The sequence below is a fragment of the Corynebacterium sp. c7Ub_26 genome, assembly GCF_053760365.1.
Genome location: NZ_JBSNBL010000004.1, coordinates 123,688 through 138,775, shown reverse-complemented (window position 1 = coordinate 138,775; position 15,088 = coordinate 123,688). Strand labels below are relative to the sequence as shown.

Below are 15,088 nucleotides of genomic sequence, written 5' to 3'. Positions count from 1 at the left end.
CTAGATGAGAAGGCGACACGCCCTCCACAGAACCGAGCCGGGAGCATGGCAAATACACAGCGGCAGTAGGAAAAAGACCGCAGCCCATTCGTCGACAATATTGATGAAAAGCGGGTAGCGGAGCCTCTTTCCCTGCATTGATCCGATCCTGATCCTCACGTGGTCACCGCATAGAGACATGCCGGTCAGCGTGAATAGCGACGGAGCGAGTCACGTGTAGCCGTGCGTTCGCACCGCTCAGTGGGGGGATCGTCATCACATGCACATACTGGCACTGTGCCGGCTTCCAAGCGGGCGTCAGCGCTGACGGACAATGTAAGTAAAGACAAGCAGATCCGGAATGACGCAGTACACGCTGCACCAGGAAGGATTGATGCTAGGAATGAGGACAAGCGTGGCGGGACAAAAAATCCGCATTAGGCTCAAGGCCTACGACCACGAGGCAATTGATGCCTCGGCGCGCAAGATCGTGGAGACGGTCACTCGTACCGGCGCAACTGTAGTTGGCCCGGTACCGCTGCCGACAGAAAAGAACGTTTACTGTGTTATTCGTTCTCCGCACAAATATAAGGACTCGCGTGAGCACTTCGAGATGCGCACGCACAAGCGCCTGATCGACATCATCGACCCCACCCCGAAGACCGTTGACGCACTTATGCGCATCGACCTTCCGGCAAGCGTCGACGTGAACATTCAGTGAGCCTGGACCGTAGCGGAGAAGAATCAATGAGTGAAAATCAGATCAAGGGCATTCTGGGCACCAAGCTCGGCATGACCCAGGTCTTCGACGAAGACAACCGCGTTGTGCCGGTCACCGTCGTCGAAGCAGGGCCGTGCGTCGTGACCCAGATTCGCACCGAAGAAAAGGATGGCTACAGCGCCATCCAGATCGCCTATGGCGATATTGACCCCCGTAAAGTAAACAAGCCACAAAGCGGCCACTTCGCAAAAGCCGGAGTGACACCACGTCGCTACGTCACCGAAATCCGCATGGATGACGTCTCCGACTACGAAGTCGGACAGGACGTCACCGTCGAGCTTTTCGGCGATGTCAAGTTTGTCGACGTCACCGGCACCACCCGCGGCCACGGCTTCGCCGGCGCAATGAAGCGCCACGGCTTCGCCGGCCAGGGCGCTGCCCACGGTAACCAGGCTGCCCACCGCCGCGTCGGTGGCATCGGCGCCTGCGCCACCCCGGGCCGCGTCTTCAAGGGCACCCGCATGGCTGGCCGCATGGGTAATAACCGCGTCACCACACAGAACCTCAAGCTGTTCAAGGTGGATGCTGACTCGAACCTGCTGCTCATCAAGGGCGCAGTTCCCGGCATCCGTGGTGGCCTCGTTACCGTCAAGACCGCAGTGAAGGGCGGTGCACACGCATGAGCAATCTAACGCTAGATGTCCACACCGCTGACGGATCGACCAACGGCACCGTTGAGCTGCCGTCGTCCGTGTTCGACGTCGAGGTCAGCACCCCGCTGCTGCACCAAGTTGTCACCGCACAGTTGGCAGCACGTCGGCAGGGCACCCACGCCACCAAGACCCGCGGCCAGGTCCGCGGTGGTGGCCGCAAGCCCTACCGTCAGAAGGGAACGGGTCGTGCCCGCCAAGGGTCCATCCGTGCGCCCCAGTTCACCGGCGGTGGCACTGTTCACGGTCCGCAGCCGCGTGACTACGATCAGCGCACGCCTAAGAAAATGAAGGCAGCCGCACTGCGCGGCGCTCTGTCCGACCGGGCTCGTCACGACCGCATTCACGTGGTCGAGGACCTTGTCCCAGGACAGACCCCCTCAACGAAAGCCGCTCGTTCTTTCATCGAGCGCCTCACAGACCGCAAGTCGGTACTCGTTGTGCTCGGTCGCGAGGACGTCAACTCCATCAAGAGTGCACGTAACCTTCCGAACGTTCACATCTTGCCGAGCGACCAGCTGAACACCTACGACGTCCTCAACTCGGACGACCTCGTGTTCTCTGTCGAGGCCCTCAACGCCTTCATTGAGCGCGCTACCGGCGCCGAGACGAAGGAGGAGAGCAAGTGAGCGACTTAAATAACCCCCGCGACATCATCATCGCACCGGTTGTCTCCGAGAAGTCCTACGGCCTGATGGAGCAAGGCACTTACACCTTCCTCGTCCGCCCGGACTCCAACAAGACACAGATCAAGATCGCCGTGGAAAAGATCTTCGGCGTGAAGGTTTCCAGCGTCAACACCCTCAACCGTGAGGGCAAGACCAAGCGCACCCGCTTCGGCTACGGCCGTCGCAAGGCAACCAAGCGCGCAATGGTGACGCTGGCAGCCGGTAGTGATCCCATCGACATCTTCGGCGGTTCTGCCTCCTAAGGCGGACAGTTAGGACTAAGTCATGGCTATTCGTAAATACAAGCCGACTACGCCGGGTCGCCGCCAGAGCTCTGTCTCCGGGTTCGATGAGCTCACTCGCTCTACCCCTGAGAAGTCTCTGCTGCGCCCGCTGCACAAGACCGGTGGCCGCAACGTACACGGCCACATCACCACACGCCACAAGGGCGGTGGACACAAACGCCAGTACCGTCTGATCGACTTCCGTCGTAACGACAAAGACGGTGTGCCAGCCAAGGTCGCTCACATCGAGTACGACCCGAACCGCACGGCCAACATCGCGCTGCTGCACTACTTCGACGGTGAGAAGCGCTACATCATCGCGCCTCGCAACCTGAAGCAGGGCACCGTTGTTGAGTCCGGCGCCAACGCTGACATCAAGGTGGGTAACAACCTGCCGCTGCGCAACATCCCGACCGGTACAACCATCCACGCTGTGGAGCTCAAGCCGGGTGGCGGCGCCAAGCTCGCCCGCTCCGCTGGTTCCTCCATTCAGCTGCTGGGTAAGGAAGGCAAGTACGCCATCCTGCGTATGCCGTCCTCCGAAATCCGTCGCGTTGACGCGCGCTGCCGCGCCACCGTCGGTGAGGTCGGAAACGCTGACCAGATCAACATCCGCTGGGGTAAGGCCGGCCGTATGCGCTGGAAGGGCGTCCGCCCGACCGTCCGCGGTGTCGTCATGAACCCCGTCGACCACCCGCACGGTGGTGGCGAGGGCAAGTCCTCCGGTGGACGCCACCCGGTTTCCCCGTGGGGCCAGCCAGAGGGACGTACCCGCAAGCCAAACCGCCCGAGCGATGGCCTGATCGTGCGCCGCCGCCGCAGTAACAAGAACAAGAAGCGCTAAAAGGAGGTAGTTGAGAATGCCACGTAGCCTCAAGAAAGGCCCCTTCGTCGACGAACACCTCCTTTCGAAGGTGGACGCACAGAACGACAAGGGCACCAAACAAGTCATCAAGACATGGTCTCGCCGTTCCACCATCCTTCCCGATTTCATCGGCCACACCTTCGCCGTCCACGACGGACGCAAGCACGTGCCGGTGTTCATCGACGACTCCATGGTGGGCCACAAGCTCGGCGAATTCGCCCCAACCAAGACCTTCAAGGGTCACGTCAAGGACGATAAGAAGGGACGTCGATAAGCAATGGCTGATACCGTAACGTCAGCACGCGCCACCGCCCGCTACGTCCGCGTCACCCCGATGAAGGCTCGCCGCGTTATCGACACCGTGCGCGGAAAGTCCGTTGAGGAAGCACTTGACATCCTCAAGTACGCTCCCCAGTCGGCCTCCGAACCGGTGTACAAAGTTGTGGCCTCCGCCGCAGCGAACGCGGAAAACAACTTCGGCCTGGACCGGAACAGCCTCGTCATCTCGCAGGCTTGGGCCGACGAAGGACCAACCATGCGGCGTTTCCGCCCACGCGCACAAGGACGCGCATTCCATGTCCGCAAGCGCACCAGCCACATCACCGTGGTCGTCGAAAGCCAGAAGGGAAGTGCTCAGTAGTGGGACAGAAAATTCACCCCTACGGCCTCCGGCTGGGAATCACCTCTGAGTGGCGCTCACGCTGGTACGCCGACAAGCAGTACGCCGATTACCTCGCTGAAGACATCAAGATCCGCGACTTCCTGTCCAAGGGACTCGAGCGCGCCGGCATCGCCGATGTTGTCATCGAGCGCACCCGTGACCGCGTCCGTGTAGACATCCACACCGCGCGGCCCGGTATCGTGATCGGCCGCCGTGGAGCCGAAGCTGACCGCATCCGCGGGAAGCTGGAAAAGCTCACCGGCAAGCAGGTTCAGCTGAACATTCTTGAAGTCAAGAATGTGGACGCCTCCGCACAGTTGGTTGCGCAGTCCATCGCTGAGCAGCTGTCCAACCGTGTCGCGTTCCGTCGCGCCATGCGTAAAGCCATCCAGGGCGCAATGCGCCAGCCGCAGGTCAAGGGCATCAAGGTTGTGTGCTCCGGCCGCCTGGGTGGTGCCGAAATGGGCCGCACCGAGCGCTACCACGAGGGACGCGTTCCACTGCACACCCTGCGCGCCGAGATCGACTACGGAACCTTCGAAGCCCACACCACCTTCGGACGCATCGGCGTCAAGGTGTGGATCTACAAGGGTGACGTTGTCGGTGGGCGCCGTGAAAGCTTGATCAACGCTCGCGACGATCGTGGCAGCCGCCGTGGCCGCAACGACCGCCCGCGTCGTGGTGGCGGACGTCGTCGCCGCGCCGCAGAGCAGAAGCAGGAGGGCTAAACATGCTTATCCCTAAGCGCGTTAAGTACCGCCGCCAGCACCGGCCCACTCGACGTGGTGTGTCGAAAGGTGGCAACCGCGTGACCTTCGGTGATTACGGTGTTCAGGCCCTCGAGCCCGCCTACATCACCAACCGCCAGATCGAGGCAGCCCGTATCGCTATCAACCGCCACGTCAAGCGTGGTGGCAAGGTATGGATCAACATTTTCCCGGATCGCCCCCTGACCCAGAAGCCACTCGGTGTGCGCATGGGTTCCGGTAAAGGCCCCGTCGAAAAGTGGATTGCCAACGTCAAGCCAGGCCGCATCTTGTTCGAAATGAGCTACCCCAGCGAAGAGGTTGCCCTTGAGGCACTCCGTCGCGCAGGTGCGAAGCTCCCGTGCAAGGTACGCATCGTCAAGAAGGAGGACCAGTTCTAATGGCTACCGGAACACCGGCCCATGAGCTCCGTGAGCTCTCTGCTGAAGAACTCACCACGCGCCTCCACGAGGCGAAGGAAGAACTGTTCAACCTTCGCTTCCAGAACGCAACTGGCCAGCTGACCAACAACCGCCGCCTCGGAACGGTGAAGCGCGATATCGCTCGCATCCACACCGTCATCCGCGAACGCGAACTGGGCCTGTCCAGCGCTCCGGGAGATGAGGCGTAATGAGTGAGGCAACCGTGAACGACAAGAAGAAAAAGGGCATCCAGAAGGTCCGCATCGGCTACGTCGTCTCTGACAAAATGCAGAAGACCATCGTGGTTGAGCTCGAAGACCGCAACCAGCACGCCCTTTACGGCAAGACCATCCGCACCACCTCCAAGGTGAAGGTGCACGACGAAAACGAGACCGCTGGCGTGGGCGACCGCGTCCGCATCGAAGAGTGCCGCCCGCTGTCGGCGAACAAGCACTTCCGTCTCGTCGAAATCCTGGAGAAGGCTAAGTAGTCTTCCCGCAAGGGCATATTGCCCTGGGTATCACCGCGTCTGTGTTATGCAGGCGCGGTTTTTCGTGTTTTGGGCGGGGTGTGCTTGGGTTATACGACAAAATGTGTCCGTGTACCGGCTCCTGTCGTATCACCCATGCTTGCGGCTTCGTGTCCCCAATTCCCCCGACAACCCGACTGCGGTTTCCGACCTAGCATGGACTCGTAGACAAGCTGTTAGTTCAACCACGCTGTCACATCACCAAGGAGAATTAGTCAACAACTCATGCATTTCAGCATCGCAACCGTTAGCCTTCCCGGTACCGTCGACGTCAAACTTCGCGCTGCCGCCAAAGCCGGCTTCGACGGGGTCGAACTCTTCGTACCGCATATTGAAGAAAGCCTGATGACCTTGAACGACATCACGTCGTTGGTGAAGGAATTGGGCCTTTCGTGTGACCTCTACCAGCCGGTCAAGAGCCTTCTGAGCGTCCAAGACAAGGAGTTCCAGCACGGGCTCCGACGGTGCGAAACTGCGCTGGCCCACGCTAAGTAGCTCGGCACGAACACGATCCTGGTGTGTTCCAACACGGACTCCGCGTCGGTCGATAGCGACGAGGTCCGCGTGGACCAGCTTCGCCAGATCGGGAAACTCGCGGCGGACGAGGGCATGCGCGTTGCCTTCGAGGCTCTGGCGTGGGGGCGGTTCGTCTCCACGTTCGCCCACCCCTACGACATCGTTCGGCACGTGGATTTGCCCAATGTTGGTATCTGCCTGGATAGTTTCCACATGCTGGCTCTCGGCGAGGATCCGTCGGTGATCGACTCAGTAAATCCCTCCAAACTGTTCTTTGTTCAGCTTGCCGACGCCCCACGCCTCGACATGCCTGTCAAGGAACTGTCACGCCACCATCGCCTATGGCCAGGGCACGGCGATCTGCCCGTGAAGGAATGTCTGGCTAAGGCTCTCAACGTGGGGTACAGCGGGCCGGTGTCGTTGGAGATCTTCAACGATTCGCTCGACCATGACGATCCGGAAGCGGCGGCTGCCGACGCGTACCAAGCACTCGTTAGCGTAGAGCGCGGAACTAGGGCGTGGAATTAGAGGGGCCGCCTAGAGCCGCGAACGACAACGCCGCTGCCCGGTCGCGCCTGATCCGAACCCGTCACCGCTGAGTGAGCAATTCCCCTCGCTACGCCGTATTCCGCGAGTGGCGGGTTGTTGCGAACACGGCGAGTAGTCCTGCCACCACCATCACGCCGATGAACCATATCCCGGACATTGTCATCGTGGAGGTGGCGTCGGTAAGCGAGAGATTGTTGGCCAGCGCGCCTCCATTGAGCGCTATTTCGGCCTCGATGACGTGGGTCACCGGGTTGTTGCGCGCGAACCATTGAAGGCCCGAGACGAATGCGGTCGCGGGTACGAACCCCGCGGAGAGAAACAGCGCGACCATGAAGAGTGGGGTGACGATCATGGTGGCGTCGGGGCTGGCCGCTCCGAATCCGAGGGCGAGGACAAGTGTCGCTGTGAATATTGCTCCGCCGATCACGGCGACGACGAGCCAGAGGGCCGCCGACCAGGTGTGGATCCGCATCCCAAACAAGAAGGAGGCCACGAGTGCGGGGATGCTGGCGAGGATGGTGCGCAGGAAACTGAACAGCCACTCGCCGGCGATGAGTGGCCGGATTCCGCTGGCACTGGTGGACACTCGCGCGACGATTCCTGATTGGCGTTCGCGCACGATCTCTGCGCTATTGGCGGGGATGTAGAGCCACTGCGACCCCAGGATGAGCATGAGGCACAGGGGCAGCAGGTCGATTTTCTCGAGCCCCTGGACTTTGGCGATGAGGTCGCCGAACAGCGCCCACTGGAACACGATCATGAGCATCGGGGTGAAGATGGTGCTTAGTAGGGATGCGCGGGTGCGGACGAAGCGTCGGAAGAGGCGCATCGTGTGGGCCCAACTGGCGTGTACTCGTCGCGGGGACGGCTTCGTGGCGGACGGTGCCGGGGCGGTAGACGTTGCCGACGAATAGGTGGCAGCAGGTGTGTTAGACATGGGACTTCCTCGATATTGCTGCGAGAAAACCGTAAATTCCCGCGACTAAGAAGACGATGATCCAGCAGAGTGCCTCGATACCGGTCGAGCCAGGGGAGTCACCGTTGATGAGTAGCCGAGCGGTTTCGACCATGGTTGAGAGTGGTCGGTGCTCAATGACCGGGCGGACGCCACTGGGCAGCGCCACTGCCGGCACAAACGCGGTGGATAGCATCACGATGGGAATCGTTAGGCCCTGGAACACCAGCGAGGTGCTGACCGGCTGGTGCGCCAGAAGGCAGAGGCCGTCGGCAATCGCGCTGATGGACACTGCGGCACCGACCGTCAGGAGGATAAGAAGTAGCAGGTCGACGGCACTTCCGTGGAATCGTGCGCCGATCAGGACGGTGAGAACGATGACGGGGACGATGGAGATCGCGCCGCGAGTGAGGTCCGCAAGTAGCCGGCCGGCGACGAGCGACCAGTTAGGTGCGGGCATAGTGCGGATTCGTGCGTGTATTCCTTCCTCGGCGTCTTGGGCGACGGCTAGCAACGAACCCCCGGCAGTGAAGATGAGCCCTTGGAGGACGCCCGCGGGGAGGAGGAATGTGGCGTAGCTAATGCCGAATCCGTCGGTGGCCCGCGAGAATGCGCCGTAGAAGATGGCTATGAAGATCGCGGTGATCACAAAAATTGAGGGGAGCACCGATTTATTGCGGATCACGCGTTTGAAGTCGCGTGACCACACCGACGTGATCGCCGCTGAGCTGCTCATCGACGGGCCCGTGTTTCCGCTGCTCATTGGTGGTCGCCTCCCGGGGTGTGGGCGTCCGACCGAGCACTCGCCGGGGCCGCGCCGTCCGCCGACGCCACCTTGTCCCCCCGCGCATCCGTACGTGCCACATCGCCCGAGTCCGCGATGGCCATGTACACGTCCTCGAGCGTCAGCGGGATCAGCGCGGCGTCGGTGATGTCGTCCTCGGAACCGTCCCAGAGCGATAGCGCGCGCACGAGCGACCGGTGTCCGTCGGGCGCGTCAAGCCGGACGATGGTGTTCTCCTGGGCGGCGGTGAACCCGTTGTCGGTGGCAATGCCAGCGAAGTGTTCGGCCAGCTCAGGGGCACGGAATGTCACGGTCACCGCTGACGACCCGTAGCGCGACTTGAGCTCAGCGGAGGTCCCTTCGTCCAGAACTCGCCCGCCCCCAAAGCACGACGATCCGGTCGGCCAGATGGTCGGCTTCGTCGAGATATTGGGTGGTCAGCAGGATGGACGTGCCGTCGGCTTGCAGGTGGTGGACCATGTCCCACACGTCGTTGCGGCTGGCGGGGTCGAGCCCGGTCGTGGGTTCGTCGAGGAAGAGCAGCGGTGGTTGCACGGTCAGTGACGACGCAATATCTAATCGACGACGCATACCGCCGGAGTAGTCGGCGACGCGGCTGTCGGCGGCTCGTTCGAGGCCAAACCGGGTAAGCAGTTCGGTGGCCCTGTCTTTGGCTTCGCGCATGGAAAGGCCCGCGAGCGTTCCGAAGAACGTGAGGTTTTCGTGCCCGGTGAGCATATTGTCGACGGCGGCGTATTGGCCGGTCAGTGAGATAGAGGCTCGCACTCTGGCGGGATCTGAGGTGACGTCGTGGCCGTTGATTGTGGCGCTGCCGCCGCTGATTGGAATGAGGGTGGATAGCGCGTTGATAAGTGTGGTTTTACCTGCGCCATTGGCCCCGAGGACGGCGAGTACCTTCCCGCGCGGGATGGAGAGCGTGATGCCTTTGAGGATTTCTTTCTTGTTTTTCCGCTGCCGAGGTGGCAGTGGAAGTCCCGCACGTCTAAAGCAAGGTCGCTGCTGTTAGCGTGTGCGGAGGGTTCGCCCTGTGACTGAGTGCCCTCAGGTGCGGCTGTTCTGGGATGAAGAGAACGCGATGGCGACATAGGTTGACCTGCCTGGTGAAGTAATACCTGTTAAGCCAATGCTAGTTCAAACGCCCCGATAATTAAACCCCTTAAGAAATTGAACAAAAACGGGGATTAGCGCCCCGTTGAACGGTGGTTGCGCCAGTCTTTCAGCTCGGCGCGCCCCCCACAGCCCCTACTCCTTGCCCGCCAGCACCCGCTCCCGAGCCTCATCCGTTTTTGCATACCCCAGCAAATGAACACGCCGGTCAGCGCGCTGTTGCCGCTCACCACCGTCAACCCAGTCATTCATGAGCGCGATCCGCGGCAGCCGCTCATTGCGGTAATCGGGCTCCACGACAATAAGGTCACTCGGCGGGTTGGTGGCAATCAGTTCATCGCACAGATTCATCAGGAGCGGCGGGAACACCCCATGCCCGGTCTTCGCCCCATCCCCCACCGCAACGTGAAACCCCAGGTCATGAAATCGCGAGTCGTACACACGTCCAATCTCATCCCGGTGCGGCCGGTAGATCTCCATATAGCCGCACTCCTCCCCGTCGAGAAGTATGATCAGCGGCACCGAATACGTGCCAGAAAGCTTGGCCTCCCAATCCCGTTTCCACTGGTCAGCGGGCCACGGCTGCTCCCATGTTTCGACGAGGTGTGGCCGGTTCATCCACCGCGACACCGTCTTTGGATCCTCGGTGGTGGGATCCGCCATCCGCAGGGTTAGCCGTCCGGTTAGTTCGGGGATGCGTGGGGGTTGGTCGAGAATTGCCGACGACGGTACGTCGCGACGTAGGCGATGTAGACGCTCGTAAATCTCCTGCTCTGAGATGTTGAACGGACCGTGGCTGGTGGCGTCGCTCAATGAGCCCGTCGTAGAGCGGTCAGCAGCGCCACCTCTACCGGCGGTTGTGTCGTCGATAGTGTGAGTGGAGGTGTTGTGAGTAGGGGCGTTGGGTTGGCTTTCGGGAGTGTTGGTCATCCTCGGGTGGTTCTCCAGTGTTTCGCGCGATCGTTACTAAAAGGTAGGCTAACCGTAACACAACGTACTCGAGCAGGAAGAACATCATCGACAGTGAAAACGCTGGTTATCTTGGGTGCAGGGCCGAAAGCTGTGGCTGTGGCGGCGAAGGCATACGTGCTGAAATCGTTGGGGTATGAGGTCCCCGCTATTGTCACGGTGGACCCATTGGGGGTGGGGGGAAACTGGGTTTCCGGTGGTGGCTGGACGAACGGCCATCACCTGCTGGGCACCCCGCCGGATAAGGATGTCGGATTTCCGTATCGGACCCGAATTGCCAACGAGTCAGCGCAGGACAACACACGTGTCGACGCCGCGCTCATGGAATATAGCTGGATGAGTTATTTGGTCTCTCGGGACAAGTACGCCCAGTGGATCGATCGCGGACATCCCTGCCCGACGCATGAGGAGTGGGCCGAGTATTTGCGATGGATTGCACGTGCGGTGGATATGCGGGTGATGGCCGGCCGGATCACGGCGATTCGCGCCGTCGATAAAAACGACGAGGACAAGAACGACGCCGATAAGAACGCCGAAGCCAGCAACGTTGAGGACTACAACTGGGGTTGGGAATGCGACGTCGAACTCAACGACGGCGGATCCACGGTCCTGAGTTCCGACGGGGTCATGATCACCGGCCCGGGACCGTCGACGCGCCGACTTGCCGACGTCCCTGGTGTGCTCTCCATCGCCGAGCTGTGGGATCAGGTGGAAAACGGCACGTTCCCGCTGCGCAAACGGGTGGCGGTCATCGGCGGCGGCGAGTCCGCGGCCAGCGTCGTTGATCAGTTGGCGCACATGCCCTGCGAGTCCATCGCGATCTTCTCGCCCTCCCCGACGGTGTATTCGCGCGGCGAGAGCGTGTTTGAAAACAGCCTCTACACCGATCCGGAAAAATGGTTCATGCTCAGCATGGAGGAGCGGCAAGATTTCATCCGACGTACAGACCGCGGTGTGTTTTCCCAGCGTGTTCAGCAGACTGTGAAGGATTATGGGCACATCATCCATGAGCGGGGCCGCGTGGTCGATATCGTCCCTCGCGATGGTGTGTTGGATCTCTACGTGCCGTACAAGGGTGTCCCGGAGGCGGTGTCGACAGCGGATGTGGTGATTGATGCTCGTGGGGGCAACCCGTTGTGGTTCAGAGATTTATTTCCGAACGTGGAATCTGATTTTTATGCAGAAAAAATCGTGACGACGTGCTCCGAAGCGGACATCGCGCACAACATCGGTATTTTCTTGCAGCTCAAACCTCATCTCTCGACGCCTGACCAGCCGGGGATCATCCCTGCGGAGTGGACATTGGCGGTCGACAAGGGTCCGTGGCTATTCTTGCCGACGCTGTCCGGGCTGGCGCAGGGTCCGGGGTTCGCCAATCTGAGCTGCTTGGGTGAGGTATCGGACCGGATTCTCGCGTGTTACATCGATAACGGCCCTGCGGATAGCGAGCCTGGAAGCACACAGCAGGCCGGGGGAGAAGTGAGGGATGACATTCATGTCGGCTAGTTCACCTTGGGCGTTCGGTCCGTCGGTAGAGATCGACCCCTTGACGGTCGATGTGATGATTGACCAGGCCATTCGTCACCACCGCGAGCAGCCCGCCCTTCACGGTTTCCGCGACGACGGTAGCGAGCTGACTTTCACATACGACGACGTCGATCGCCACGCGGATGCGGTGGCGTGGGAACTTCGCCATCGCGGTGTGGGCCCTGGCGACCGCGTTGTGGTGCTCTCTGGCCGAAGTCCCTGGCTCCTCAGCGTTATGGTGGGGATTCTCCGCGCGGGGGCCGCTTATGTGCCGCTGGATGCGAGCTACCCGGCGGAGCGCATTCGCTACATCGTGAATGATTGCCAGCCCGACGTCGTGATCGGGCTCGGTGACGTATCCGTGCCCACGAATAACGCACCAACAAATAATGCGCCGACGAATAACACGCAGACCTGGGAACTCCAGCGGCCAGATGAGTATTTTTCGTCCGACGGCACCCGCCACAGGGAAGAATTTCACGCGAGTGATCGCACGCGCGAACTCCAGCCGGAGGATCCGTGTTACCTGATTTATACGTCGGGCACGACGGGGAACCCGAAGGGGGCCGTGAACCCCCACCGCGCGGTGGCCTCGCACTTGCAGTGGGTGGTCCGCACGCTGGGGCAGGATGCAGATTCGTCGGCAAGCGCTGGCGAATTGCGGATGTTGCACAAAGCGCCGATCGGTTTCGACGTCGGCGTCGCAGAGCTGCTGTGTCCGCTGGCCTGTGCCGGCCGGATAGTCATTCCCTGCCCGGACTGGTTCCCCGGCGATCCCTTCGCCCTGGGAAACATGATCGAAACGTATTCCGTGACGACGCTGTCGATGGTTCCGAGCATGCTCAGAGTCATGTTCGATGTCCTTGACGACGTCGGCCTGGGCTACGACCAGTTCGCTAGCCTGCGGCACGTGTTGTTAGGTGGCGAGGCTGTTCCGAATGACTTGGTCGAGCGTGCGCAGGCGGTGCTCCCGAGTCGACTGTTGGGGCTCTACGGTCCTTCGGAAACCGCAATGGACGTGGCGTGGGTGGACTTCGCCCGTCCGTATTCGGGGGCTACTGCCGACAGTGCGGGTACTCCCGACAGCGAGCTGACCGCTAACAGGGCGCCTACCTCCGAAAGCAACAGCGATAACCGAGTCCTTTCGGCCGCCGAAGCATGGGCGGACCCAAGCGCACACGACGATAATTCCCTTGCCGGGCTAAACCAGTCCGCGCCGCATAACCCGACGAATGAAGAATCCTCCACGGGCGGAACTCTGGTCGGCTGGCCGGAGGATAACGTCGTGTTTTACGTCGTCGATGAGAACTTGAACGAAGTCCCCGATGGCCAGTCCGGTGAGCTCTGCATTGCTGGTGCCCAGGTGGGCGCGGGGTATTTCAACAATCCGGAGGTCACGACGGAGGCGTTCGTGCCCAGCCTGCATCCGGACCGCGATGGCGGGACCATGTACCGCACCGGCGACGTCATGTCGCGCGATGCGCGCGGGATGCTCCGTTTTGAGGGCCGCATCGGGGACCAGGTGAAGATTCGCGGCAACCGAGTTGAGTTGGGCGATGTGGAAACTCATTTGCGACGCCTCGACGTGGTGAGTGACGCCGCGGTGGCTGTGGATCGCGCTGGGGGAGAAGCGACGCTTGTCGGCGGGATCGTTGTTTCGGAGGTCGCGACCATCAGCGACGGGGTTGAAACCGCTGGTCAAGCTACGATTCCGCAACAGGTGAAAGCCGAATTGGCCGCGCTGGTGCCTGAGTACATGGTGCCCAGCATCCTCGTCGTCATGACGGAACTTCCGCACAATGATCACGGGAAGATCGACAGGCGGGCGCTCATTGCCCACGTGAACACCGCGAACTCGGCGAGCGCGGGTTAGCTCGGCCGGAGCGTAGCAAGCGCCGAAAAACGCCTAACTATCCAGCGTCGCCCCGCCGTCGACACGAAGGTCGTGCATGACAATGTGGCGAGCGTTGTCGGAGACGAGATACAGGCAGGCCCCGGCGATGTCCTCCGGTTGCGCCAGTCGCTGCAGGGGGATCCCAAGTCGATACTGGTCGGGTGTGCCAGCGATAACGTCAGCCGAGCGGTCCTCCCCGGCTGGCCACATTCCGCGCAGCATGGGTGTGTCTGTGGAACCGGGGGAGACGATATTCACGCGCACGCCGTGTGGTGCGCACTCCAGGCCGAGGTTGCGGGCCCACGCGGTGATCGCCGCTTTCGACGCCCCGTAGGATCCCATGCCCGCTCGCGGGGTCGTCCCCGCGTTGGAGGAGACAACAACAATGGCGCCGCGTTTTCTCTCGCACATGCGCTGGGCAACGGAAGCGCACACGTGGGCAGCGCCGAACATGTTGACCTCGAAGCTCGCGCGCATGGCGTCGGTGTCGCCGTCGAGCGCGGCGTCGGCACGCAAGATCCCGGCCGTGTGGATCAGCACATCGATGGGTCCCCGGTCGGCCTCGATGCGGCTGATCGTGGTTCGCGCGGCCGCCAAATCGGTGACGTCGAGGACATAATCAACGGGCAGGTCAGCGGGTTTAACGCCGACGGCGGCCACATCACCGGTTCTCTTTCCGTCACCGGTCTGCCCATCACCACCCGCAGCGTCCGCACCCGAGCTGTGTCCGTGTGGCCCTTGGTCCACGGCGGTCACGCGATACCCCGCGTCCCGGGCGGCGGCGACGACGGCAGCGCCGATGCCACCGAGCGCCCCGGTAACCACACAATGGCGGGCCTCGCCCGCGGCACCCTGATCAGGCATCCCCGCCATCACTCGTCGCTCTCCTCGAAAGCGTCCACCCACGCATCGATAGTGGGATCCTCGATAAGGTCGGCAAACTCGGCATCCCACCCTTGGCGCCGCGCCCACTCGACGATGTCGATAATGCGCACCGAATCCAGCCCAAGGTCGGTGAGGTCGGCGTCGGTTTCCAGCGTGTCGGCGGGGATGCCGATCGCCGAGGCAACGCGGGTGTGGAGTTCGTCGGCAAAGATTTGGGGACTCAGCGGTGGGTTAGCTGCACTCATGGTAGGCTCCTCATTTTCTTCTCTCTAGCTGCTTGTTTATTTGTCTTTTGA

At 61.5% G+C, this 15,088-nt stretch carries 22 protein-coding genes; 15 read left to right on the top strand and 7 right to left on the bottom strand.

What is annotated here, in order from left to right:
* The first annotated feature begins 394 nt into the window (after positions 1 to 394).
* The 13 genes from rpsJ (at position 395) to ACWORE_RS08000 (ending at position 6,629) form a co-directional block, all read left to right on the top strand.
* Positions 395 to 700, top strand: coding sequence for a 30S ribosomal protein S10 (gene rpsJ, locus ACWORE_RS08060; protein WP_046202865.1), 306 nt, complete (start codon positions 395 to 397; stop codon positions 698 to 700).
* Between the two features lie 26 nt (positions 701 to 726).
* On the top strand, positions 727 to 1,383 hold the full coding sequence (gene rplC, locus ACWORE_RS08055) for a 50S ribosomal protein L3 (protein WP_046202866.1): 657 nt from the start codon (positions 727 to 729) through the stop codon (positions 1,381 to 1,383).
* Positions 1,380 to 2,039: a 50S ribosomal protein L4 gene (gene rplD, locus ACWORE_RS08050; protein ID WP_296137763.1), complete on the top strand. Its 660-nt coding sequence runs from the start codon at positions 1,380 to 1,382 to the stop codon at positions 2,037 to 2,039. Before rplC ends, rplD begins: the two co-directional genes overlap by 4 nt.
* A complete protein-coding gene (rplW, locus tag ACWORE_RS08045; RefSeq protein ID WP_296137765.1) occupies positions 2,036 to 2,341 on the top strand; it encodes a 50S ribosomal protein L23 in 306 nt (101 codons plus the stop codon). Before rplD ends, rplW begins: the two co-directional genes overlap by 4 nt.
* Positions 2,342 to 2,363: 22 nt before the next feature.
* The gene (gene rplB, locus ACWORE_RS08040) at positions 2,364 to 3,206 is read left to right on the top strand and encodes a 50S ribosomal protein L2 (RefSeq protein WP_204582740.1); all 843 of its coding nucleotides are present in this window, start codon (positions 2,364 to 2,366) and stop codon (positions 3,204 to 3,206) included.
* 16 nt (positions 3,207 to 3,222) lie between these two features.
* Positions 3,223 to 3,501, top strand: coding sequence for a 30S ribosomal protein S19 (gene rpsS, locus ACWORE_RS08035; protein WP_012732440.1), 279 nt, complete (start codon positions 3,223 to 3,225; stop codon positions 3,499 to 3,501).
* A 3-nt stretch (positions 3,502 to 3,504) separates the two neighbouring features.
* Positions 3,505 to 3,867: a 50S ribosomal protein L22 gene (gene rplV / locus ACWORE_RS08030; protein ID WP_204087562.1), complete on the top strand. Its 363-nt coding sequence runs from the start codon at positions 3,505 to 3,507 to the stop codon at positions 3,865 to 3,867.
* Positions 3,867 to 4,616 carry a 30S ribosomal protein S3 gene (gene rpsC / locus ACWORE_RS08025; protein ID WP_012732438.1) on the top strand — a complete coding sequence of 250 codons (750 nt, stop codon included), beginning with the start codon at positions 3,867 to 3,869 and terminating at the stop codon, positions 4,614 to 4,616. Before rplV ends, rpsC begins: the two co-directional genes overlap by 1 nt.
* Positions 4,617 to 4,618: 2 nt before the next feature.
* Positions 4,619 to 5,035, top strand: coding sequence for a 50S ribosomal protein L16 (gene rplP / locus ACWORE_RS08020; protein WP_012732437.1), 417 nt, complete (start codon positions 4,619 to 4,621; stop codon positions 5,033 to 5,035).
* Entirely contained in the window at positions 5,035 to 5,265 is a 231-nt protein-coding gene (gene rpmC / locus ACWORE_RS08015; RefSeq protein ID WP_012732436.1) for a 50S ribosomal protein L29, read from the top strand. Before rplP ends, rpmC begins: the two co-directional genes overlap by 1 nt.
* A complete protein-coding gene (gene rpsQ, locus ACWORE_RS08010) occupies positions 5,265 to 5,546 on the top strand; it encodes a 30S ribosomal protein S17 (RefSeq protein ID WP_012732435.1) in 282 nt (93 codons plus the stop codon). The genes rpmC and rpsQ overlap by 1 nt, the downstream gene beginning before the upstream one ends.
* Before the next feature lie 264 nt (positions 5,547 to 5,810).
* Positions 5,811 to 6,080 carry a hypothetical protein gene (locus ACWORE_RS08005; protein WP_406605121.1) on the top strand — a complete coding sequence of 90 codons (270 nt, stop codon included), beginning with the start codon at positions 5,811 to 5,813 and terminating at the stop codon, positions 6,078 to 6,080.
* 21 nt (positions 6,081 to 6,101) lie between these two features.
* On the top strand, positions 6,102 to 6,629 hold the full coding sequence (locus ACWORE_RS08000) for a sugar phosphate isomerase/epimerase family protein (protein ID WP_455303478.1): 528 nt from the start codon (positions 6,102 to 6,104) through the stop codon (positions 6,627 to 6,629).
* 88 nt (positions 6,630 to 6,717) lie between these two features.
* Here the strand turns inward: ACWORE_RS08000 and ACWORE_RS07995 are convergent, their stop codons facing one another.
* The 5 genes from ACWORE_RS07995 to ACWORE_RS07975 all read right to left on the bottom strand — a co-directional run bounded on the left by ACWORE_RS07995 (position 6,718) and on the right by ACWORE_RS07975 (position 10,447).
* Complete coding sequence (locus ACWORE_RS07995; protein ID WP_455303477.1) at positions 6,718 to 7,587, bottom strand: ABC transporter permease; 870 nt, start codon at positions 7,585 to 7,587, stop codon at positions 6,718 to 6,720.
* Positions 7,580 to 8,368, bottom strand: coding sequence for an ABC transporter permease (locus tag ACWORE_RS07990; protein WP_455303476.1), 789 nt, complete (start codon positions 8,366 to 8,368; stop codon positions 7,580 to 7,582). The genes ACWORE_RS07995 and ACWORE_RS07990 overlap by 8 nt, the downstream gene beginning before the upstream one ends.
* Entirely contained in the window at positions 8,365 to 8,577 is a 213-nt protein-coding gene (locus ACWORE_RS07985) for a hypothetical protein (RefSeq protein WP_455303475.1), read from the bottom strand. Before ACWORE_RS07985 ends, ACWORE_RS07990 begins: the two co-directional genes overlap by 4 nt.
* A 157-nt stretch (positions 8,578 to 8,734) precedes the next feature.
* Positions 8,735 to 9,319 carry an ABC transporter ATP-binding protein gene (locus tag ACWORE_RS07980; RefSeq protein ID WP_455303567.1) on the bottom strand — a complete coding sequence of 195 codons (585 nt, stop codon included), beginning with the start codon at positions 9,317 to 9,319 and terminating at the stop codon, positions 8,735 to 8,737.
* Positions 9,320 to 9,652: 333 nt separating this feature from the next.
* Positions 9,653 to 10,447, bottom strand: a complete 795-nt coding sequence (locus ACWORE_RS07975) for a GNAT family N-acetyltransferase (protein ID WP_455303473.1) — start codon at positions 10,445 to 10,447, stop codon at positions 9,653 to 9,655.
* A 93-nt stretch (positions 10,448 to 10,540) separates the two neighbouring features.
* Here ACWORE_RS07975 and ACWORE_RS07970 point away from each other — a divergent pair, with 93 nt between their 5' ends.
* Together ACWORE_RS07970 and ACWORE_RS07965 are read left to right on the top strand one after the other, a co-directional pair.
* Positions 10,541 to 11,992: a SidA/IucD/PvdA family monooxygenase gene (locus ACWORE_RS07970; RefSeq protein ID WP_455303471.1), complete on the top strand. Its 1,452-nt coding sequence runs from the start codon at positions 10,541 to 10,543 to the stop codon at positions 11,990 to 11,992.
* Complete coding sequence (locus ACWORE_RS07965) at positions 11,982 to 13,886, top strand: amino acid adenylation domain-containing protein (RefSeq protein ID WP_455303469.1); 1,905 nt, start codon at positions 11,982 to 11,984, stop codon at positions 13,884 to 13,886. The genes ACWORE_RS07970 and ACWORE_RS07965 overlap by 11 nt, the downstream gene beginning before the upstream one ends.
* A 33-nt stretch (positions 13,887 to 13,919) precedes the next feature.
* Here the strand turns inward: ACWORE_RS07965 and ACWORE_RS07960 are convergent, their stop codons facing one another.
* Positions 13,920 to 14,780 carry an SDR family oxidoreductase gene (locus tag ACWORE_RS07960; RefSeq protein WP_455303467.1) on the bottom strand — a complete coding sequence of 287 codons (861 nt, stop codon included), beginning with the start codon at positions 14,778 to 14,780 and terminating at the stop codon, positions 13,920 to 13,922.
* Positions 14,780 to 15,037, bottom strand: coding sequence for a phosphopantetheine-binding protein (locus tag ACWORE_RS07955; protein WP_296105170.1), 258 nt, complete (start codon positions 15,035 to 15,037; stop codon positions 14,780 to 14,782). Before ACWORE_RS07955 ends, ACWORE_RS07960 begins: the two co-directional genes overlap by 1 nt.
* Positions 15,038 to 15,088 lie beyond the last annotated feature (51 nt).

Coding starts and splice junctions, on each gene's coding strand:
- rplC (WP_046202866.1), top strand. CDS start 727: ATGAGTGAAAATCAGATCAAGGGCATTCTGGGCACCAAGCTCGGCATG.
- rplD (WP_296137763.1), top strand. CDS start 1,380: ATGAGCAATCTAACGCTAGATGTCCACACCGCTGACGGATCGACCAAC.
- rplB (WP_204582740.1), top strand. CDS start 2,364: ATGGCTATTCGTAAATACAAGCCGACTACGCCGGGTCGCCGCCAGAGC.
- rpsS (WP_012732440.1), top strand. CDS start 3,223: ATGCCACGTAGCCTCAAGAAAGGCCCCTTCGTCGACGAACACCTCCTT.
- rplV (WP_204087562.1), top strand. CDS start 3,505: ATGGCTGATACCGTAACGTCAGCACGCGCCACCGCCCGCTACGTCCGC.
- rplP (WP_012732437.1), top strand. CDS start 4,619: ATGCTTATCCCTAAGCGCGTTAAGTACCGCCGCCAGCACCGGCCCACT.
- rpmC (WP_012732436.1), top strand. CDS start 5,035: ATGGCTACCGGAACACCGGCCCATGAGCTCCGTGAGCTCTCTGCTGAA.
- rpsQ (WP_012732435.1), top strand. CDS start 5,265: ATGAGTGAGGCAACCGTGAACGACAAGAAGAAAAAGGGCATCCAGAAG.
- ACWORE_RS08005 (WP_406605121.1), top strand. CDS start 5,811: ATGCATTTCAGCATCGCAACCGTTAGCCTTCCCGGTACCGTCGACGTC.
- ACWORE_RS07995 (WP_455303477.1), bottom strand. CDS start 7,587: ATGTCTAACACACCTGCTGCCACCTATTCGTCGGCAACGTCTACCGCC.
- ACWORE_RS07990 (WP_455303476.1), bottom strand. CDS start 8,368: ATGAGCAGCGGAAACACGGGCCCGTCGATGAGCAGCTCAGCGGCGATC.
- ACWORE_RS07975 (WP_455303473.1), bottom strand. CDS start 10,447: ATGACCAACACTCCCGAAAGCCAACCCAACGCCCCTACTCACAACACC.
- ACWORE_RS07965 (WP_455303469.1), top strand. CDS start 11,982: ATGTCGGCTAGTTCACCTTGGGCGTTCGGTCCGTCGGTAGAGATCGAC.
- ACWORE_RS07960 (WP_455303467.1), bottom strand. CDS start 14,780: ATGGCGGGGATGCCTGATCAGGGTGCCGCGGGCGAGGCCCGCCATTGT.
- ACWORE_RS07955 (WP_296105170.1), bottom strand. CDS start 15,037: ATGAGTGCAGCTAACCCACCGCTGAGTCCCCAAATCTTTGCCGACGAA.